We start from the raw sequence: 20,684 nt of genomic DNA on the forward strand, positions 1-20,684 counted from the left end.
AATGTACTCTATTTTAAGAGAAGAATTACAAAGATTATGAAGAATGTACTTAAAGTAGCGGGTAGCGTTTCGACAATAAGTGGAGACGCTTTTTTACTTACTGGGGGCTGGTAAGAATGGGAGCTAAAAAACAGCCAAATTAATATAGAATTGGGGATAGAAATATGGATTTGATGGATATTCAACCAGTTGCTCAGCGGATTGCCGATGCGATAGCAGCTGTTTTGAAGATTGAAGTCGAAATTGCAAACCATCATTTTATAAGAGTTGCAGGTACAGGAGAACACAAAGTAAGTGTCCTTCATAAAATGGAAGGCGATTTAGTCTATCAATCGGCAATTCGAACTGGCCAACCAGTTATAATTGAAAATCCAGGTTATGAACAAGTTTGTGAAAGGTGTGTATTTTTCAGAAATTGTTCAGAAACTGGAGAAATATGTGCTCCTATTAACTTTAACGACCAACCAATCGGTGTAATCGGTTTATTGGCATTTAATAAGGAGCAACGAAAGAGGTTGTTCGAAAACACGGATGGAATTCTAACATTCTTGGACAAAATGGCCGATCTTTTAGCTAGTAAATTACATGAACATGATATGATTCATCAGCTTACTAGAAACTCAAAGAAGATGGCAAAAATAATGAATCTCGTTAATCAAGGAATTATTGTGTTAGATAAGAATGGAAACGTTGAAGAAATGAACTTAAAAGCAGAGATGCTATTAGGTATCCATGATCATAGTTCATCCCAAGCTGATGTGAAGAAGGTATTAGAGGAAATGATTCAGGGAACTGAAACTAGTAAGACCATAAGCATTTCCATTAACAAGGAAGTAAAATCTTTATTTATGAATAAGCAAAGACTTTCTATGCCTGGGCGTTATTCCGATTATTTACTAATCATTCAGGATGTAAATGAAATTCGCTATTTAGCAGAAAAAACAACAGAAAGCCAAATGAAGCCATTTGAGCGAATAGTAGGGGCTAGCCCGCAAATTAAAGAGGTAAAAGAGTATGCTTATAAAGTTTCCCAATCTCAATCTACCATTTTAATTCAAGGTGAAAGCGGGACCGGAAAAGAGGAATTTGCTAGAGCTATACATCTTGCAAGTACGCGTAGAGAAGGGCCCTTTATTACGGTAAACTGTGGTGCTATTCCAGAGCATTTGTTGGAAAGCGAGTTATTTGGCTATGAGAAAGGTGCATTTACCGGTGCAAATAATAATGGCAAACCTGGTAAGTTTGAATTGGCTCACAAAGGCTCAATATTCCTTGATGAAATAGGAGAAATGCCCTCATTGTTGCAAGTTAAACTATTGCGAGTTTTACAGGAAAGAGAAATTGAGCATCTCGGAGGGACTTCACCTATACCTGTTGATGTACGTGTGATAGCTGCCACGAATAAGGATTTACATGCAATGGTAAAAAAGGGCACTTTCAGAGAAGACTTGTATTTCAGGTTAAATGTCATTCCTATTATCATCCCCCCTATAAGGAGTCGAAAAGAAGATATTCTAGTCCTAGGTGAGCATTTTATATCCAAGTTTAATGAGCTTTTTCAGGCAAATGTTTTGGGCTTTGGAGAAGATGTTAAAGAACTGATGTTAAATTATCCATGGCAAGGAAATGTGAGAGAATTAAAGAATTTCATTGAGTATTTATTTAATTTTATTAATAATGGATGGGTAACAATGGACGGAGCCCAAGAATTAATTTTCCGTAAATTAGATATTAATAAGGGCAATAACACAAGTACTGCTCCTTCATTTTCTCTTCGCGAGATGGAAAAAGAGATGATAATAAAAGCACTGGATTACGTTCGTCATCATGGGTTAAATATCGAAAATGCAAGTCAATTATTAGGTATTGGAAGGGCAACTTTATTCAGAAAAATAAATAAGTATCAAATTGATACTTAGTATCGTTTTGGTACTTCGACAAATTCCGTTAAGCTTACTGAAATTTCAAAACAAAGGGCAATCATTTAGTCTCATTATGATACTGAATGGTTGCTCTTTTTATTTGTTAACCCTTGTTCTATAGGGTTTTCTAACTTGGCATGATATTTGCATATTCTTATAGTGAAAAGATAAAAGGGAGGATGCACATGATTCAACAAATTCAATCAAATAAAGCACCAAAGGCCGTGGGTCCATATTCACAAGCTGTTATCGTAAACGGAGTTGCTTATTTATCTGGAATGCTACCCTTGGACATTGAACAAGGGAATATTGTAGGTATTACAGCTGCAGAACAAACAGAGCAAATTATGAATAATATTATCGGACTTTTGTCTGAGTTAAACATTGGCTTGAAGGAAGTTATAAAAACAACTATATTTCTAGATTCAATTGAGTCATTCCAAAGCGTTAATGAAGTATATGGCTCTTATTTTACCACCCATAAGCCAGCAAGAAGCTGTGTCGAGGTTTCAGCTATTCCTAAAGGGGCACTAGTTGAGATCGAGGTAATCGCAAAAATAGAATAGGAGGCTTTTTACATGCAGAAAACAATAAATTCCGTAATGAGGTATGCGAAAAACAACTTTTATTCACCTGAATATAACGAAGAGGATTTATTAGTATTTTCAGAAGGGGACATAAAAAAAGTCCTTCAATTTCAAAAGACACATAGGTCTTACAATGAAACCCCTTTGTATCAATTAAAACATTTAGCTAGTCATTTAAACGTTGCTGATTTAAGAGTAAAGGATGAATCCCAGCGATTTGGTCTCAATGCGTTCAAAGTAATGGGCGGAATATACGCTGTGGCGAAGTATCTGGCTGATCAACTGGGAGAAAGTATTGAGGATCTCTCCTTTGAAAAATTACAATCTTCTAAGATCAAAGAAAAGCTTGGGGAATTAACTTTTATTTCAGCGACTGATGGAAACCATGGACGAGGAGTCGCCTGGGCAGCAAGGGAGCTTGGGCATTCATGTATCATTTATTTACCAAAAGGTTCTTCAATACAGCGTTTTACAGCAATCCGTGATGAAGGAGCTACCGCAGATATCACTGAAGTCAATTATGATGAGACAGTCAGAATGTGTGCAGATTTAGCTAATAAAAATGGCTGGATCATGGTGCAGGATACAGCTTGGGACGGTTACGAGGAAATCCCACTATGGATTATGCAGGGCTATGCTTCGATGGCAACGGAAATTGTGGAACAGATAAATCAAGACGATGCAGAACCACCAACGCATATTTTCCTTCAAGCAGGAGTGGGTTCGTTTGCTGCTGCGATTGCTGGTTACATGGTTCGTTATTATCGAGATAATCCTCCAATTATTGTTGTTGTCGAACCAGACCAAGCTGATTGTTATTATCGATCGTTTTCAACTAAAGAAGGTAGTAGAGAAATTGTTACAGGAGAAATGAATACAATTATGGCGGGATTAGCTTGTGGGGAACCAAATACAAGAGCATTTGAGTTATTGCGTCATTATGCTGTAGGAGGATTCTCTTGTAATGATAGTATAGCAGCACTCGGAATGCGTGTGTATGGTAATCCAATTAAGGATGATCCGTGTATTATCTCCGGAGAGTCAGGTGCAGTGACTTTAGGGGTACTTTACTACTTACGAAAATTAACAAACGATCCTAAAGTTTGTCAGGAGATTTCGCTAGATGCTAATTCACGAGTCCTACTTATAAGTACAGAAGGGGATACAGACCTAGCAAAATATCAACAGGTCGTATGGGAAGGGCTTTGCCCAAATTAATTCTTAACGAAGGAGGAGAAAGTAATGTTGTCCGAAAGCGGAAAGCAAATGGTGATTTCTCTTTGTCAATCTCTTGTAAAAATACAGAGTTATTCTGGTGATGAGAAATTAGTGGCACAAGAAATTGAAAAGATTGGGAAACTGAAAGGATTCGATGATGTAATTGTTGATGACTATGGGAATGTCATGCTTGTTATGGAAGGTGATCAACCAGGACCAACTGTGTTGTTTGATGGCCATATTGACACGGTACCTGTCAATCGTGGTCAATGGACAATAGATCCTTTTTCAGGAGAAATAAAAGATGGAAAAATATATGGGAGGGGTACATCTGATATGAAAGGGGCAGTCAGCGCAATGATTGCCGCTAGCATAAATTTCACTAAAAATAATAATAAATCTTTCCCAGGTAAAGTAGTCGTTTCGTGTAGTGTGCACGAAGAGTGTTTTGAAGGGGTTGCGACAAGACGAGTTAGTGAATTAGTTAAACCTGATTTTGTTGTAATTGGGGAGGCGACAAATTTACAGCTTAACCGTGGGCAACGGGGACGTGCGGAAATCGTCATCAAAACGATTGGAAAACCTGCCCATTCCTCAAATCCTAATAAAGGGATTAATGCTGTTTATCACATGACAAAACTAATTTCGGCTACTCGTGACTTGCCTGTCCCCGAACATGAAGTGTTAGGCGAAGGGATTTTAGAATTAACAGATATAAAATCATCTCCTTATCCGGGTGCATCTGTTGTTCCATCATTTTGTACAGCAACATTTGACCGTCGTTTATTAGTTGGGGAATCAAAAGAATCCGTTCTGGCTCCAATTCAAAATTTAATAGATAAACTTCAATCAGAAGACCCTGATTTCAAGGCAACAGTTAAATTTGCTTATGGAGAAGAACGATGCTACACAGGGGCGTTAATAAGTGATGAACGTTTTTTCCCAGGATGGTTATTCGAAGAACAGGAAGATTTTGTGCAAGCTCCCTTGAAAGAGCTTAAACTGCTAGGTCTTCCAACAGCGCTATCCCACTATTCCTTCTGTACAAATGGCAGTCATTTTGCAGGGGAAATGTTGATTCCGACAATTGGCTTCGGACCTTCCCCTGAATCTATGGCACATATTGATGACGAATATATCGAAATCGATCAATTATTGAAAGCAACAGCTGGATACACAGCTATCATGAAGGCTTTGACATTTATGAAAACACCTGAAAAGACAAATTCGGGCTCCACGAACTAGTAGAAACAAAAAGGAATTGAAATACAGCAACATTTATTGTTTTTCTCATGATAATGACATCATTTGTTATATAAATAAAATAATATTTTAATATGGGGGGGTCATCGTGATAGATCAAATTGTAAACAATGTTGTCAGTTGGCTGTGGAGTCCAATTCTAGTTGGTTTTATTGTTTTTTGTGGAATTTATTTTAGTTTTCGCACAAAATTTTTGCAGATTCGGCACATTAAGGAAATGGCAAGACTTATTATTTCAGGTAAGGGATCCGATGCAGGGGTATCTCCATTCCAGGCATTAGCGATGTCTTTATCAGGCCGTATCGGTGTAGGGAATATTGCAGGAACCGCAACAGGTATTGCGTATGGAGGACCAGGTGCTGTCTTTTGGATGTGGGTGATTACCTTTTTTGGTGCAGCTGCAGCTTTCGTTGAGTCCACGCTTGCTCAAATCTATAAAGAAAAGCAAGATGGTGAGTATCGCGGAGGTCCTGCTTACTATATCGAAAAGGGACTTGGCTTGAAATGGTTTGCCATCATTTTCGCAGTCGCAACACTTCTTGCAATGTCAGTTTTGCAACCAGGGATACAGGCAAATGCAATTGCTGATGGAATGAAAAATGCGTTTGGGATTGATAAAACAATTACAGGTTTAGTTGTTGTCGCATTTGTTGGATTTACTATTTTTGGTGGAGTTAAGCGTATTGCGAGAGTTGCAGAGTTAGTGGTCCCTTTTATGGCTCTAGGATATCTATTAATTGCACTAGCAATAATAGTAATAAATTTTGAAAAAATTCCTGAAGTATTTGGACTAATTTTCCGAAGCGCTTTTGGGGCTGAAGAATTATTTGGTGGAATTCTTGGTTCAGCTGTTATGTGGGGAGTAAAACGTGGTCTCTATGCGAACGAAGCCGGTCAGGGTACTGGAGCTCACCCAGCTGCAGCAGCTGAAGTATCTCACCCAGCTAAGCAAGGTCTTGTACAAGCATTTTCCATTTATTTAGACGTATTCTTAGTTGTTACATCAACTGCAATGATGATTTTATTTACAAATCAATATAATGTAATAAATGAAAAAACTGGAAAATTCATTACTGAAAATCTTCCGGGAGTTGAACCAGGAGCTGGTTACACTCAAGCAGCAGTAGATACCATACTCCCTGGATTCGGACCAGGTTTTGTTGCTATTGCCCTATTCTTATTTGCCTACACAACCATATATGCATTATATTATATTGCAGAGACAAATCTGACTTATCTAGTACGGGGCAGATACAGAGGAAGAGCTATTGTAGTTTTAAAACTCATTCTTATTGGTTCCGTTTTCTATGGATCTATAAAAAGTTCAACAACAGCATGGGCAATGGGGGATATTGGGCTTGGAATAATGGTGTGGCTGAACTTAATTGCCATCTTACTGCTATTTAAACCAGCGTCTATTGCATTAAAGGACTACGAAGAACAGCTTAAACAAGGGAAAGATCCAGAATTCAATTCATCTAAATATGGAATAAAGAATGCGGACTTCTGGAAAGATGGATACCACAAGTCTAAGGAAGATAGGGAAAAAGAGATTTCATAAACATTTTTTTCTACGGAACATAAGTTTAATATAGATGGTGCCAGCTGGTACCTATTTAAAAAGATAGGAAAGTATAATTTTAGGTCTACCATGGTCATTTGGACTGTGGTATTTTTCTTTTTATGGAGAGGAATATTCTTAGAGAAATCTTTTTTGATAAACATCAACATTGGGAAGCTTTTAAGAACAAACACGGAGCTAAAGTTCGCCAATCGTTATAAATGAGGTTGAGAAATTTCGCGATTGTAGAGATTTTAAATAGATTCAAGCTATTTGTGTGTGAAGGATGTCATGATGTACGTAAAGTGCCATACCGTTGTAAAGGACGTTTTTGTGGGAAAAAGTGAAGAATGGAGTAGATTACTTACTGAAGATGTTCTTCAAGTTAACCATCAGCATGTAATTTTTACAATCGATGAGGGGTTACTATATATTTTTGCTGCTCCATCGACATTTGTTAAAGAAATTAATGGATGTAGCTTCAAAATTTATTACGGACTTTTCCAAAAGAAAGTTAAGTAACCTGGAATTACATACATTTGGCTCAAAAGTTAACTTCCTACATGTTCATATGTTAGTAATAATAGGTGGATTAACAGAAAAAGGGGATCGAAAACAGTATGTTTTTTTGCCATTTGCGATGCTTCAGAAACAGGCGATTCGATTTTCAACTTTAGAAGCGATTTGTAAGGCTCTAGACTGTCAGCCTGGGGATATTTTGGAATACAAAAATGATGAAGACACTAAAGAATAATTAAGTAGCCTTTTATTATGAAAACATGAGATTGAACTGGGTTAAACTAAAGATGTAGATGTATCCAAAAAAAGTAGCTCATAAAGCTACTTTTTTTTGCAAATGATCCTATCGTACAACTGGAAACCAACATGGTTTCTTCCTCGTGATGTTGTACTTTTTCAACCCAATGAGGATCAACTACTAATGCTCGTCCGAGTGCAATAAAGTCTGTTTTTCCTTTTCTTAAATACAAGTGCTGCTTCATCTGGGGTATGAATATTTCCAACACCAATGACTAGCACACGACCGTCTATATATTCTGCAATTAATTGGCTACTCAAAAAAAAGACGACTCTTCCTAACTTAGCGCTAGCTTGGTTACTCGCTCAGGATGGTGTTGACGGAGTCATTCCAGGAGGTAAACGAAAAGAACGCATCCGTGAAAACGTTCAAGCAAGCGAAATTAGTTTTTCTAAGGAAGAGTTAAACATTATTAACGATATTCTAAATAACAACTGAGTCTATACAACACAGTCGTCCGAAAGTCATTGAAAGCGCAATTCTCTAGCATGAATTGCGTTTTTCCTCTTTAGTCCATATTGAAAATGGTAAAATCTTAATGTAGGGGGTGGGGAATAATGGATAGAATAAAAATTCATCCACTGATACTATTAAGTCTTTTTATTAATGCTATTGCAATGGGAATGTTTGCTTTTGAAAATTATAAAGAAAATGATATAGGTTATACCGTTACATTTATGATTATATGTCTATTTTTAATTGTTCTTACCATTTACGGATTAATTAGAAATAGTAAAATAGACCATACCAACAAATAAAAAAAAGAGGGACTTATTTAACTTCTCTTAAGCCCTTCCCTTCATGAATCTCTTGAATACCTTCTTCACAAACTCCATATGAACGCCAGGAACAAGTTTCACACACAATTTGAATATCGGAGGGGATTACATACTTTCGAATGCACGACTCAATCTTCTCCCAACTCAAAATTTGCCCGATTTGAAGCCCCATTTTCTCTAGAATAGCGGCATCCCTATCATAAATATGGTCATCTTGGCAGTGGTATTTCCCTGAGTTTGGGTATTTTTCACACAGCTGATCAGGTCCTTTTATTAGCTGAATTAACGTCTTGGGGTTATTTCTCAACGTTTGATGCAAATGCGTCATATTTTCCACGTATTCTTCGGAATAGCCCATACCTCGATAACCCAGAAGGCAAAAAAGATGATGGCCTCTCAGTTTATACATAACTCTTCCCCCATTTACAGGTTCGATAAATTTAAATGTTAACCAAAGTGATTTATTGGTTAACACATATCAATCATCATAACATATCAAACCTAATTAATTGGGAACTTTTTGTTTCACGAACGGTTCTTGAATGACATGATTAGTTGGATGGTTTGAAAGAGATAAAGAAAACCTTTTTAAACATCACTGGATATTAAACTACGTTTCAGACCTTTCAATTGTTCTGCTGTATCTTTTTCATCATGACCTTTATAAAATCTATCTTTGTTGTTAAGATTCCGATTAAGACAAGAAAGGCACCTATGTATCCTTTTTCCGAGAGAACTTCACCGGCGAAAATAAAAGCAAATAAAGCTGCGAATACGGGTTCCAATGAAAATATAAGACCTGTATGTGTGGGAGTCGTATATTGTTGGGCTGCAGTTTGGCCGATAAATCCAATCGCACTGCAAAATATACTTAATGCCAAAATAGATACCCATGATTCTGTCGTGTTAGGAAGATGCGGATTTTCGAAAAATAAAGATAGCAGCAGCCCCCATGCCCCGGTAAAACCAAGTTGTAATATTCCGAGAGAAATAGAATCTACATTCTTCGTCAATTTATCCGTCACAATGATGTAAATGGCATAAAACAAAGCCCCTAAAATGATGAGAAAATCCCCAGAGCTAATGCTAAATCCATCATTTAAAGTTAAAAGGGCGATACCTACTATTGCGAAGACGACACCGATTACCACCCGTTTTTCAGTTTTTTGTCTAAAAAAGATGGCTAATAACAATGGAACAAATACAACCGCAAGACTAAATAAAAATCCTGCATTTGAGACGGACGTGGATTTTACACCAATCGTGACAACAGAAATGGCCGAGAACAAGATGGTCCCTAATAAAAATCCATATTTAATCGTCTGAAAATTAATGTACATAAAGCGTTTGTAGAATACGAGCCCTGCTAAAACAAAAGCTATACCGAAGCGTAAGGCGATCAAGTTAAATCCTTGAATAGATTCAAGACCCATCTTCATGAATAAATAAGAGGATCCCCAAAATAATGTGACCACAAGCATCGTAAAATCTGCCTTTAATTGAGTATTCATCCCCATCCTTTTTACTTTAGCAACAGCTGTACTCTCATTCATTATTCACAATCACCTATCCTGTCTTGAATTGATTATTTTACATTATAAATGTAGAATTTAAATTAGAAAAATGAATGTTTTTAAAGTTATGCATGAATTATTTTCATGAAAGGGGAGTGATCAAATTGTCTCTTGCAAAGTTTGAGATTTTTAATAGCGTTGTAGAATTAGGAAGCCTCACGAAAGCGGGGGAAGCACTCGGTTTAACACAATCTGCTGTTAGTCATGCTATTTCTAGTCTTGAAACGGAGTGGGGATTTTCCATTCTCAATCGCGGACGCTCAGGAATCCATTTGACGAGCAATGGAGAGCGCATTTTAACATACATCCGTGAAATTTTAAAATGGAACGAAGAAATGAATCAAGAAATAGCTAATATCAATGGACTGGAAATCGGTACAGTTCGGATTGGCACTTTTTCAAGTGTGTCCATACACTGGTTGCCTGAAATCATGAAAGTGTTTAATGAGCGGCATCCTTCTATCGAAATTAAGCTGCTGGAAGGAGATTATGATGATATAGAGCATTGGATATCAACCGGTATGGTTGACATTGGATTTGTGTCCTTGCCCACTGTGCAACAGTTTGAAATGATACCCTTAAAAAAAGATAGAATGCTCTGCATTGTCTCAGACCAACATCCTCTCGCTGAACAAAATGAGATTTGTTTTGACATGATCAAGGATGATCCTCTAATCAAATCGAAAAAAGGAAGCGATAACGATTTAACCCGAATGTTAAAAGAAAATAATGTTACGCCTAATATTAAATTTGAACTTACAGATGACCAAGCCATTATTTCAATGGTTGGAAATGGAATGGGAATCAGTATTCTTCCTCAAATGGTATTACACCGTGTCCCAGCTAACGTGCGGATTCTCCAATTAGCAGGAGAACATTATCGGACAATTGGTATTGCTGCTACATCTTTTAAAACCCTTGCCCCAGCTACAAAAAAGTTTATAGAATACTTGAATTCGTGGTTAAGTGAACCTGCACGCTCCCATCGGATTTGAATGGCTAGTACGTCATAATCGAATACCTTTCTTAAAATTACTAGGGAGCCATCATGGGATTATGCTGGGAACTTTTTTCTTAAAAGAAGCTTGTAAATGCATGTTTAAAATTACAAATTTGCCCATTTGAATGTTAAAATATAGGTAAATCGTTTGTGGATGTGGGAAAAGTGATTTTTTCTTTATCCAAACATGCCAAAAAGCAAAAGAAATATCGAGGTAATAGAAGAGCATTCATTAACTGAGATACTTTAAAAGAGCTATGGAGGATCCATATGAAAGTTCGACTGTCTAATTTTAGTGAAGAGTGGGCTCTAATGTTTCAAACTGAGGCTGAAATGCTGAAAACAATTTTTGGCAATGAGATCATAAGAATAGAACATTTTGGGAGTACGTCAGTTCAAGGCATGAAGGCAAAACCTGTCATAGATATGATGTGTATTGTTAAAGACATAGAGAAGATCGATTTGTTCAATTGTAAAATGGGCACTCTTGGTTATGATATAGCGGGGGAGTGGGGCATTGCCGGTAGAAGGTTATTTCGAAAAGGCGGTGAAAACAGAACCCATCATATTCATTTTTATCAATATGATAACGCTCAAATTGATAGGCACTTAATTTTTCGGGATTATCTTCGGTCCCATCCGGATGAAGCAGCAAATTATAGCCGCTTTAAAGAAGAGCTGGCCGAGCGGTTCGATAACTCAAGTGAATATAGTCAAGCCAAAAAAGATTTCGTGAAGGAAATGGAACAGAAAGCACTTCTCTGGTTTGAGGAGCTTCGGAGGAAACAACAATCATATTAATAGTTCATTAATGAAGTATTTGCCGGAAGGAATTTATACTAAAATAACGAATTAATAATAATAGAACACTGAGCATTTTAATAACAAAATGTAAGGAGCGAAACGATGAAAGAAGGTACAAAAAAAGAAATCTTTTCTTGGATAAAATCACTTGCATTTGCATTCATCATTGCTTTTATATGTAGGGAATTCTTATTCTCACCTACAACTGTTTTCGGGGAATCCATGGCACCTACTTTTCAAGATCAAGAAAAGGTTGTAGTTAGTAAAACGGCTGGCATTCAACGGTTTGATGTGATTGTATTCAATGCCCCTGATGTGGAAGACAAAAAATATATTAAGAGAGTAATAGGACTTCCAGGTGATCGCATCGAGATGAAAGACGATGTTCTTTACATTAATGGAAAAGCATTTGAAGAATCTTATTTAAAGGAAAATAAAGCGGATAATCTGTTTAATAAGCTGACAGGTGACTTTAAATTGCAAGAAGTGCCAAAAGATTATTTATTTGTAATGGGAGACAATCGTTTAAATAGTAAGGACAGCAGGCACTTTGGCTTTATTCCAAATGAATCAATCATTGGAGAAGTGAAATTTCGATTTTATCCTTTTCAGGTAATAGGCATACCAAAATAATGCAGCGGTTGAATATAAAGCAGAGCGTTTCTACAAAAGGTAGGGGCGCTTTTTTATAATAGGCTGAAGTGGAGAGTTAGGAATTCTCTCCACTAACGGGTCAAGTTGCTATTCAGTAAACGAAGCGGGGGATCCTGTTGAAGTATGCTCATTAACCCAGTCAAGAGAGACTTTTGAAACATCTTGCCAGTCTGATATTTGTGATTTATGCTGCTCCACCCAACTCATACAATATTGCGGATCTATACTATGCTCTAGGCATTGTTCTAAGAATAATTGGATGGTTGACTCCGTACAGTTTTGCCATGTTCCACAAGTGTTATGAAAAATATTTTCCATTTTCGTTTGTATAGAAAAATCATTTGTACTAGACATTGCTGCTCCTCCTTTTGATAAAAAACAAATGTCAATTGTAGTACTCCCACATTCAGTTTTTCCAAAAGGAAATAATTTATGAATTCATAAATTAAAAATGAGTCATTTGAGAATTTTGCAAAACCGGCGTGATAGGTCAGTGAAGGGATTGGCCTTAAAAATAAACTGAGAAAAATTTAAGAGAAAAGTAAATAAAGATATAAGGAGCCTAAATTGAATAAAAAGAAAAAATTGATAGTTGTAAGTATTTTCTTTTTTTTATTGGTTGTATTCAAATTAGTTTTTCCAACATGGACACCAGATATAAAAGGAACTAATAGTATTAGCACATTACAGCAGATAGAAATAAATGGGACTAAATTAGAAGTCATGATTAGAGGGAATAACAGAGCAAACCCGATTATCATATTTGTTCATGGTGGTCCAGGCTGTTCGGAGATTCCTTATGTAAGGAAGTACCAAGATTTACTCGAAAAGAATTTTACAATTGTTCATTATGATCAGCGAGGAAGTGGAAAATCCTATCACTTTTTTGAGGATTATTCGAATTTAACATCAGATTTGCATGTGGATGATCTCTTGGAATTGACGAATTATATCACAGAAAGGTTGGGCCAAGAAAAGGTACTATTAATTGGTCATTCATTTGGAACCTATATAGGAATGAAAGCTGCAAGCAAAGCACCTGACAAATTTTCAGCGTACATTGGAATTGGACAGGTGGCGGATATAGTTCAAAGTGAATTAGATAGTTTAACATATACAATAAATCAGGCAAAGTTAGCTGGAAACATGGGTGACGTAAAAAAACTTGAGAACCTTAAAAGCTCAGTTGAAAATGGGGAAGAGCTTACACCGAGGAATTTAGTTCGAAAATATGGTGGAGCAGCAAGGTTGATTAATGATAATTTGGATTACTATTTAGGATTCCTATTCGGTCCCGAATATAATTTACTTGATGTAATTCGGTATGTAAAAGGAGTTTCGCTCTCACAGGGTATTTTAATACGTGAGGAAATACAACAAAATATTACAAGTATGATAGATCATTTAGAAGTACCTTGTTTTTTTGTTATGGGTCAATATGATTATATGACCTCAGTAAATGCTGCAAATGCATACTTTTCCAAAATTGAAGCACCAATTAAGGAGTTTATTATTTTTGATGAATCTGCACATTATCCACAGTTTGAGCAAAAAGAATTATTTGCAAATTGGTTAAATGAAACTTGGAGGGAACTTGAAAAAAAATAATGGAGTCCCCGTGCTTGTTTATACAGTTTTTCTTAATTTACTTTTAGTCCATAGGCAAACTCAAAAGGTTGTAAAGAAGCAGAACGTTGAGTAGAAGGTAGAATAGAAGTATATTAAGAATTAAAGCAACGGCCAATCTCTTTGATGATTGACCGCTGCTTTTTATGCAAGTTTTTTATACATAATAATATGCGGACCAATAGGGGGATAATCAAAAACTTCACCATGTATGTGAAAGCCTAATCTATTATAATACTCTTCTACAGAGGTTCTGGCATTGCACCATATAAGGTCAAACCCCTGAGCTTTAATTAAATTTTCGGTATAGGCAACAATTAATCTCCCAGCTCCTAGCTTTCTATACTCTTCTAATGTCGCCATTCCTCGTAAGCGATATTGCATTTCATTAGAAAAATCAGGATTCCTTTCGACACAAAAGGACGCAATACTTATTAATCTGCCTTGAGAAAATGCACCAACATGAAGCGCCCCAGGCTCATGGTCTGTATCATATTTGCAGTCCTCAATTGTTTGGTGAGGACGCAGAACAGTATGTCTAAGACTATAAGTCATTTCCGGCGTAATTCTTCTAACCTCTAACATTTTTATCCTCCGATCTTTTTAAAAGTATAAATAAATAATTCTTTAATCGTTCTATTAATCCTGCTTCTTATTAAATGGGAACTGCATGGCAGAGTCGTGGAGGAGATAGAAAAAGTGTTTAAAAATAACTACTATATGAAGCTGACATTGAAAAATACGAATGGGGGATTCAGGGGAGGAAGAATGCCAATCCAGATGGATATTTTCTAAGGATTACTTTTAAAGTTTGAATAAATACTAGAACAAAAAAACACCCTCGCCGTCTCAAATTCATGTTAATGGTTGGTTGGCAACTAACCTCAACATCCTGATGGCAAAGGGAGCGAGGAGAAGTGTTTGCGCACTTCTCTTTTTTTATATTTCTGTTTTTAAGATCTGATCAATAATTTTCTTCTCCAATTTCGCTAAGGACGGAGCGGAAAAGTCTCTTGGGCGCAGGGCAGTATTTTTTATATCTAACGTGATTTCTCCATCCTCAATGAGGAGGATTCGATCTGCGATTTTTACAGCTTCTCGAACATCATGTGTTACGAGTAGGGAAGTATAGCCTTGATGCAGCCAAAGGTCTTCAATCAAATTTTGCATTTCCATTCTTGTTAACGCATCCAAGGCACTTAAAGGTTCATCTAGTAATAATAGAGAGGGCTTATGCACCAATGCTCTGGCAAGTGCAACCCGCTGCTTTTGACCGCCGGAAAGAGTGGATGGCCATTCGTCTTTGAAAGATAATAACCTGACAGCATCTAAAGTTTGTTCTGCTTTTTCTTTCCAATTTCCTTTTAATCCAAGACCGACATTATTTATCACACTTTTCCATGGCAGAAGGCGAGAATCCTGATACATCATGGTAGCACTAGACTTCGATTCTTTAACAGGCGTATCGTTAAAATAAATTTGACCTGATGTAGGTTCCTCTAACCCTGCAATCAGCCGCAGAAGCGTACTTTTACCACTGCCGCTTTTACCGACAATGGCAACAAATTGTCCCGCCTCAATTTCTAGTGACACATTATTTAAAACTGTTTTTTCTCCAAAACTTTTTTCGATATTTTTCAAGCTTATATGAACGGCATGATTATTCTTATTTAAAGTCTCCCTAATTACGGGCTCATGCATAGCCATTACTTAATCCCTCCAACCATTAACGAACATAGCTTTTATGCCAGCGGAGGGCTTTCCTTTCTCCCCAGCGAGCGAGCATATCTGCCAATTTTCCAAATAATGCATATAAAATAATCGTAATGATGATAATATCTGATTGCATAAACTGTTGCGCTGTCATAGCCAAATAACCAACCCCTCTTGTGGTAGCGATCGTTTCAGCAATGATTAATGTTAGCCACATAACACCTAGAGAGTATCGCAAGCCTACGAAAATAGATGGAAGGGCTCCTGGGAACAATACGTTTTTAAATAAATCCCAACCTTTTAATCCATACATTCTGCCCATTTCAATCAATCCTGCATCCAGATTTCTGATTCCATGAAGAGTATTGATATAGACTGGAAACATGACCCCGATGGATACGAGAAATATTTTTGCACCTTCGTCAATCCCAAACCAAAGAATGACAAGAGGGACCAAAGCAAGATTAGGAATATTTCGTATCATTTGTAAGGAAGTATCGGTTAACTGAAAGGTGAGATTAGATAATCCGTTTGATATTCCTAAAACAAAACCGATTCCTCCTCCGATCAATAAGCCAATAAGGGCCCGTGTTAAACTGACCTGCATATGGTAGAAGAGTTCTCCAGAAATAATTAAGTTATAGGCGCTAGTTAGAACTGTAAGTGGGGAAGGCACCAGCTGGGTAGAAACGAGCCCAGTCTTTGAGAAAAAATGCCATCCAACCAAAACCAAAAAGGGAATAACCCATGGCAATAGACTCTTTGATAACTTTGCTTTCATGACATTTTCCTTTCCGCAAAATAAGCACGAGCAGAACTCTACTTACCTACATTTTGGGATACATCAATTTTCTCTGGTATTAGCCCAATTTCATGATAAACATCTGCTTGCTTTTGCTGTGCATCAATGATTTCTTGATTGATATTTTCGGCATTATAATCTCTGCGAGCGGTAGCTCTGTCGATGATTTCTTCCTCTATTCCTAACATTTTTGAAACAAGTGTAACAACCTCTGGCTTATTCTTATTAGCCCACTCATCCGATTCATCTATGGCTTCAATTATTTCATTCACTAATTCAGGATTTGCTTCATTAAACTTAATGTTTGCCACATAAAAGGTTCTGTTCGGATAGCCATAATCTTTTCCTTCAGTAAGGTTGATTGTATCTAGCTGAATTTCTGTTCCGGCTAAGAAGGGATCATAAGTTGCAAATGCATCTAATTTTTTTGTTTCAAAAGCAGTACGCCCTTGAGCTGCATCAGATAAATACACCCACTCAACATCATCAAGGCTAATCCCGGCTTCTTTTAATGCTAAAATGGTTAAGTAATGGTGATTACCGCCTTTACTTACCCCAATCCTTTTCCCTTTTAAATCAGTGATTGACTTTATTTCTGAATCTTTATGGACAAGAACTCCGACTCCTTCTGGGTTAGGCAAGTCTGCTCCTACATAAACAAATGGTTTATTTCCAGCCTGTGCAAAAATGGTAGCACCGTCTGATGCATGACCGAAATCGATATTTCCTGTGAAAAGAGCTTCTAGTAAGGGCCCGCCGCCGTTAAATTCTTTCCACTCAATTTCATACCCCTCATCTTTAAGTTTTTTCTCTAAAAATCCGCTTTCCTTTAAAATATTTAAGGTATTTCCCTTTTGATATCCTAGTCGAATGACTTTGCCTGCTTTCTCACCGCTTTTTTCTTTCGTATCTCCTGTCGCTGTCTCTGTACTTGCTGATCCACATGCGGTTAACAATAGCAATAATCCGAAAATAATCGCCAATAGGCTGAAGTTTTTCTTTCTGATGTTCATTCTCATACTCTCCTTTAATCAATTAGTGACTTACTAATTTAATCCGATAAAATTTATCGGTTTAGTAAAGTTAAGTTGTATTGTAATGGATATATTTAGAAAATTCAACACCCTTTTTTGACTATTTTAAAAAGGAGTTCAACTTAAGGTAACGAATAATTTGTAATAGATGCTTTTCGGAAAGCTTAATAACTATATGAAATTGGAGTGGTTTAATTGAAGAAAATTTATTTGATCCGTCATTGTGAAGCAGAAGGGCAGCCGCCTGAATCAAAACTAACAGTTAATGGTTTGAAACAAGCGTTAGATTTATCTGTGTTTTTTTCCGAAATGAAAATCGATCGAATTAATTCAAGCCCATATAAGCGTGCGATTGAAACTATAGAATCACTTGCCAAGCGATTAAATATAGAGATTGAGCTTGATAGAAAATTGACAGAGCGTATACTAAGTACCAAGAATCTTCCTGATTGGCTAGAAAAACTAAGAACAACCTTTGATAATATGGAACTGGAATTTGAAGGCGGCGAGTCTAGCCAAGCTGCAACGGAACGAATCCTTGAAGTGGCAGAAGAAATTTTTAACGGTGAAAAAGAAAATACGATCGTTGTGACACATGGGAATTTAATGTCTTTGCTTTTAAAGTATTATAAGAACGATTTCGGCTTCGAGGATTGGAAAAATCTTAGTAATCCTGATGTATTTCTCTTGAAATATGAAAATAACGAAGTCACGTTTGAGCGGGTATGGAAGTAAAGGGGCAAAAAAAAACTATGCTCCGGCAATCTCCTTAGCCTTTTCTTAATTGGGGCTTATTGGTGGTTAAGAAGACTGCTATCCACGAAAAATGAATGGATACCAACTGTTCGTATTGAATAGAAAGGGGAGTGGTGTACGATCCACCAACCCTAGAGAGTATCGGAAAAACATGTTCTTAAAGTTAAAAAGCGAATAAAAGAAGACAGAATAGGTTCCAGTTTCCTCCGATACGCAGAGTAATTTATGCATGGTTGTAAAGGTTTTAAAACCCTTGAAGAAGAATTAAATTATAAACGAGATGAAGGGATGAGTGACAATGGCTATGGAGAAAACAGCCATGATTTTGGCTAAATCATTAAAAGAAGTGGGTAATGATTATGCATTCGGCATTCCTGGAGGGGAAGTACTTGAAATCCTGGAAGCTTTTCGGAAGGTAGGAATTGAATTTATTTTATCAAAGCATGAGATGGGGGCCGGGTTCATGGCGGATGCCTATTATCAATTAACGGGCAAACCAGGCGTGCTGATTTCCACTCTTGGACCGGGTCTAACAAATACGGTCACACCGGTAGCCAATGCCTTTTTGGACCGTTCCGCCATGATTGTCATCACAGGGGAGGTAAGCACTAATTTAACGGGTGTATACACACATCAGGTCCTTGAGCAGCAAGACATACTCAAACCGATTATCAAATGGTCAACAACATTGGCAAATGGTTCAGCAAGTCAGGCCATTTGGAAGGCTATTGAAATTTCCACATCAGGAGTGCCAGGACCTGTACATATCAATGTGCCTACAAACATTGCCGGGATGGAACAGAAATATGTATCTATAAAGCGGAAAGTGGCATTTCCAGTAGATCCCTCCAGGGAAGCGGTGGATTCGTTTATGAACTGTCTTGTTGAGGCGAAAAGACCCGTTCTTCTTGCCGGGGTAAACATTCGAAAGGAAGAGGCATCAAGCATCAGGGAGTTTTGTGAAAAATGGCGTATTCCGGTAATCACAACGTATAAGGCAAAGGGGGTCATTCCCGAATATGATGCGATTAGTTTCGGGGGGACAGGGCTAAGCCCTTCGGTGGATAATCAGCATTTTCAATTATTGCGGGAACATGCTGACCTGATTTTGACGGTAGGATTTGATCCTATTGAATTACGGAGCGATTGGAATCTATCTTGGGAGACCAAAACAATCAATGTCGATACGATTCCTAACCAATATCAATTGATCCCAGTGGATATGGAGTATGTTGGCGAAATTGGCAGGTTCTTTATTAAATTGAATGAAGCACAGCAAACAGTACAAAGTAAATGGTCGGATGAAGAACTGTTTGCTTACAAGGACGCCATTAAAGATAGAGTGAAACCGAAAGAGGCAGTCGGACTTAGCCCTTATGATGTGGTGTCTGAAACAAGGAAACTAATGCCAGAGGATGCTATTGCCATTGTGGATACAGGCAGCCATCGAATTATGCTAAACCACGTATGGGAATGTTATCATCCAAAGGAACTTTTGCAATCCAATGGGTTAGGGACAATGGCATATGCCCTGCCAGCAGCCATCGGGGCTCAGCTTACGCATCCTGACCGAAAAGTAGTTGCCTTTATGGGGGATGCTGGATTAGATATGATTACGGGAGAATTGGCCCTTTTAAATCAATATCAACTTCCAGTTACACTCGTTGTTTTCCGGGATAATATGTTGAGTTTAATTCGTTTAAAGCAGCAGCGAATGGGTTATGAAAGTACGGGAGTCGAATTTATCGCTCCTGCCTATGATCAATTGGCAAAAGCCTATGGCGGTATAGGCGTCGTTGTAGAAAATGTTAATGAATTACGTGAGGCGGTTAAAATCTCACAACAGAGTGAACGATTCACTTTAATTGAAGCTAGGATTAATCCTAGTGAATACCATGATCAAATGTAAGGTTATTATATTCCATCCATAATCCTAGAGGACAAGATTCCAAAAAGAGAAACTCTCATAAACTATATTAAACACGTGACGCAGTTCTATATATATTTTAATAGATCCAAAATAGTGCCCTTTTCTGTAGTAACGAAAAAAGTCCAATTTCTCCCTTTTAATACGAAGAAATTGGGCTATTTCTATTGTTAGCTATTAAATCTTTTATTATGTTTAACATGTTTAGATTTAGGGTTACTAAAGAACATTAAAGAACCTGCAACTACTACGCTTCCTATAAGAGCCTCCCCTGGAAATGCATAATCTGCCATCCATTTAAGCTCTTTTAGTCCAAGTGTTGCTTGAGGGGAGACCATCATCCAAATTCCGATTGCAAAAAGAATATAACCTAAAACCTTCATTTTATTATTCCCCCTTTGAAATTAGGATGACTTTCTAGATTGATTTATAGATAGAGTAGGTACTGTATTCATAGGTGCAAATCGATCTTGTACCATTGCTCCAATTAGACCATCATCTGTCGTATTGACTGCAGTACAAATCATAGGGATAAAGCCAGAGTACATGGTAATAAAGGTTGTGATAAATAACGCTGGATCTGGCACTTGTAGAATGGTAGCTATAACAGGAGACATGAAAAATCCCGCCCCCCCGGGAACGCCCGG

Annotated in this window: 23 protein-coding genes and 2 pseudogenes; 15 read left to right on the top strand and 10 right to left on the bottom strand. The window is 37.3% G+C overall.

What is annotated here, in order from left to right; translation table 11 throughout:
* Positions 1-164 precede the first annotated feature (164 nt).
* The 7 genes and pseudogenes from V7164_RS03525 to V7164_RS25630 all read left to right on the top strand — a co-directional run.
* The gene (locus V7164_RS03525; RefSeq protein WP_335353387.1) at positions 165-1,919 is read left to right on the top strand and encodes a sigma-54-dependent Fis family transcriptional regulator; all 1,755 of its coding nucleotides are present in this window, start codon (positions 165-167) and stop codon (positions 1,917-1,919) included.
* A gap of 191 nt (positions 1,920-2,110) precedes the next feature.
* Positions 2,111-2,488 carry a Rid family detoxifying hydrolase gene (locus V7164_RS03530; protein WP_335353411.1) on the top strand — a complete coding sequence of 126 codons (378 nt, stop codon included), beginning with the start codon at positions 2,111-2,113 and terminating at the stop codon, positions 2,486-2,488.
* A gap of 12 nt (positions 2,489-2,500) precedes the next feature.
* Positions 2,501-3,727 (top strand): diaminopropionate ammonia-lyase, encoded by a 1,227-nt coding sequence (gene dpaL / locus V7164_RS03535; protein ID WP_335353388.1) that lies wholly within the window; start codon positions 2,501-2,503, stop codon positions 3,725-3,727.
* A gap of 24 nt (positions 3,728-3,751) precedes the next feature.
* Entirely contained in the window at positions 3,752-4,972 is a 1,221-nt protein-coding gene (locus tag V7164_RS03540) for a YgeY family selenium metabolism-linked hydrolase (protein ID WP_335353389.1), read from the top strand.
* 109 nt (positions 4,973-5,081) lie between these two features.
* Complete coding sequence (locus V7164_RS03545; protein ID WP_438824700.1) at positions 5,082-6,551, top strand: alanine/glycine:cation symporter family protein; 1,470 nt, start codon at positions 5,082-5,084, stop codon at positions 6,549-6,551.
* 122 nt (positions 6,552-6,673) lie between these two features.
* Positions 6,674-7,206 (top strand): annotated as a pseudogene (locus tag V7164_RS25625) (transposase zinc-binding domain-containing protein); the annotation flags it as partial.
* Positions 7,201-7,305, top strand: a pseudogene (locus V7164_RS25630) (helix-turn-helix domain-containing protein); the annotation flags it as partial. The pseudogenes V7164_RS25625 and V7164_RS25630, both read left to right, overlap by 6 nt.
* Before the next feature lie 176 nt (positions 7,306-7,481).
* Here the strand turns inward: V7164_RS25630 and V7164_RS03560 are convergent.
* A complete protein-coding gene (locus V7164_RS03560) occupies positions 7,482-7,628 on the bottom strand; it encodes a hypothetical protein (protein ID WP_335353413.1) in 147 nt (48 codons plus the stop codon).
* Between V7164_RS03560 and V7164_RS03565 the strand changes: the two genes are divergently transcribed.
* Together V7164_RS03565 and V7164_RS03570 are read left to right on the top strand one after the other, a co-directional pair.
* Positions 7,579-7,806, top strand: coding sequence for an aldo/keto reductase (locus tag V7164_RS03565; RefSeq protein ID WP_335353393.1), 228 nt, complete (start codon positions 7,579-7,581; stop codon positions 7,804-7,806). The two genes, V7164_RS03560 and V7164_RS03565, sit on opposite strands and share 50 nt — an antisense overlap.
* 119 nt (positions 7,807-7,925) lie before the next feature.
* On the top strand, positions 7,926-8,126 hold the full coding sequence (locus V7164_RS03570) for a hypothetical protein (protein ID WP_335353394.1): 201 nt from the start codon (positions 7,926-7,928) through the stop codon (positions 8,124-8,126).
* Between the two features lie 13 nt (positions 8,127-8,139).
* Here V7164_RS03570 and V7164_RS03575 read toward each other — a convergent pair whose 3' ends face one another.
* Positions 8,140-8,556, bottom strand: coding sequence for a DUF1284 domain-containing protein (locus tag V7164_RS03575; RefSeq protein WP_335353395.1), 417 nt, complete (start codon positions 8,554-8,556; stop codon positions 8,140-8,142).
* Between the two features lie 217 nt (positions 8,557-8,773).
* Positions 8,774-9,658, bottom strand: coding sequence for a DMT family transporter (locus tag V7164_RS03580; RefSeq protein WP_335353412.1), 885 nt, complete (start codon positions 9,656-9,658; stop codon positions 8,774-8,776).
* Positions 9,659-9,825: 167 nt separating this feature from the next.
* Between V7164_RS03580 and V7164_RS03585 the strand changes: the two genes are divergently transcribed.
* From V7164_RS03585 to lepB, 3 genes are all read left to right on the top strand, one after another.
* Positions 9,826-10,716 (top strand): LysR family transcriptional regulator, encoded by an 891-nt coding sequence (locus V7164_RS03585; RefSeq protein WP_335353396.1) that lies wholly within the window; start codon positions 9,826-9,828, stop codon positions 10,714-10,716.
* 275 nt (positions 10,717-10,991) lie between these two features.
* Positions 10,992-11,522, top strand: a complete 531-nt coding sequence (locus V7164_RS03590; RefSeq protein WP_335353397.1) for a GrpB family protein — start codon at positions 10,992-10,994, stop codon at positions 11,520-11,522.
* Positions 11,523-11,627: 105 nt separating this feature from the next.
* On the top strand, positions 11,628-12,158 hold the full coding sequence (gene lepB, locus V7164_RS03595) for a signal peptidase I (protein ID WP_335353398.1): 531 nt from the start codon (positions 11,628-11,630) through the stop codon (positions 12,156-12,158).
* A 108-nt stretch (positions 12,159-12,266) separates the two neighbouring features.
* Here the strand turns inward: lepB and V7164_RS03600 are convergent, their stop codons facing one another.
* Entirely contained in the window at positions 12,267-12,533 is a 267-nt protein-coding gene (locus tag V7164_RS03600) for a hypothetical protein (RefSeq protein WP_335353399.1), read from the bottom strand.
* 213 nt (positions 12,534-12,746) lie between these two features.
* On the opposite strand from V7164_RS03600, the gene V7164_RS03605 reads away from it, so the two are divergent.
* The gene (locus tag V7164_RS03605; RefSeq protein WP_335353400.1) at positions 12,747-13,787 is read left to right on the top strand and encodes an alpha/beta fold hydrolase; all 1,041 of its coding nucleotides are present in this window, start codon (positions 12,747-12,749) and stop codon (positions 13,785-13,787) included.
* Positions 13,788-13,949: 162 nt separating this feature from the next.
* Here V7164_RS03605 and V7164_RS03610 read toward each other — a convergent pair whose 3' ends face one another.
* The 4 genes from V7164_RS03610 to V7164_RS03625 all read right to left on the bottom strand — a co-directional run bounded on the left by V7164_RS03610 (position 13,950) and on the right by V7164_RS03625 (position 17,333).
* Positions 13,950-14,390 (bottom strand): GNAT family N-acetyltransferase, encoded by a 441-nt coding sequence (locus V7164_RS03610; protein ID WP_335353401.1) that lies wholly within the window; start codon positions 14,388-14,390, stop codon positions 13,950-13,952.
* Positions 14,391-14,744: 354 nt separating this feature from the next.
* Positions 14,745-15,512, bottom strand: a complete 768-nt coding sequence (locus V7164_RS03615; protein ID WP_335353402.1) for an ATP-binding cassette domain-containing protein — start codon at positions 15,510-15,512, stop codon at positions 14,745-14,747.
* A gap of 19 nt (positions 15,513-15,531) precedes the next feature.
* The gene (locus tag V7164_RS03620) at positions 15,532-16,299 is read right to left on the bottom strand and encodes an ABC transporter permease subunit (protein ID WP_335353403.1); all 768 of its coding nucleotides are present in this window, start codon (positions 16,297-16,299) and stop codon (positions 15,532-15,534) included.
* 38 nt (positions 16,300-16,337) lie between these two features.
* Positions 16,338-17,333, bottom strand: coding sequence for an aliphatic sulfonate ABC transporter substrate-binding protein (locus V7164_RS03625; protein WP_335353404.1), 996 nt, complete (start codon positions 17,331-17,333; stop codon positions 16,338-16,340).
* Between the two features lie 216 nt (positions 17,334-17,549).
* Between V7164_RS03625 and V7164_RS03630 the strand changes: the two genes are divergently transcribed.
* Both V7164_RS03630 and V7164_RS03635 read left to right on the top strand, forming a co-directional pair.
* Positions 17,550-18,089 (top strand): histidine phosphatase family protein, encoded by a 540-nt coding sequence (locus V7164_RS03630; protein ID WP_335353405.1) that lies wholly within the window; start codon positions 17,550-17,552, stop codon positions 18,087-18,089.
* 319 nt (positions 18,090-18,408) lie between these two features.
* A complete protein-coding gene (locus V7164_RS03635) occupies positions 18,409-20,019 on the top strand; it encodes a thiamine pyrophosphate-binding protein (protein WP_335353406.1) in 1,611 nt (536 codons plus the stop codon).
* 188 nt (positions 20,020-20,207) lie between these two features.
* On the opposite strand, the gene V7164_RS03640 is transcribed toward V7164_RS03635, so the two are convergent.
* Together V7164_RS03640 and V7164_RS03645 are read right to left on the bottom strand one after the other, a co-directional pair.
* Positions 20,208-20,420, bottom strand: coding sequence for a hypothetical protein (locus V7164_RS03640; protein ID WP_335353407.1), 213 nt, complete (start codon positions 20,418-20,420; stop codon positions 20,208-20,210).
* Between the two features lie 21 nt (positions 20,421-20,441).
* A partial coding sequence (locus V7164_RS03645) for a hypothetical protein (RefSeq protein ID WP_335353408.1) occupies positions 20,442-20,684 on the bottom strand: 243 nt, incomplete at its 5' end.

The sequence above is a fragment of the Bacillus sp. JJ1474 genome (assembly GCF_036965225.1).
Taxonomy (GTDB): Bacteria; Bacillota; Bacilli; order Bacillales; family Cytobacillaceae; genus Cytobacillus.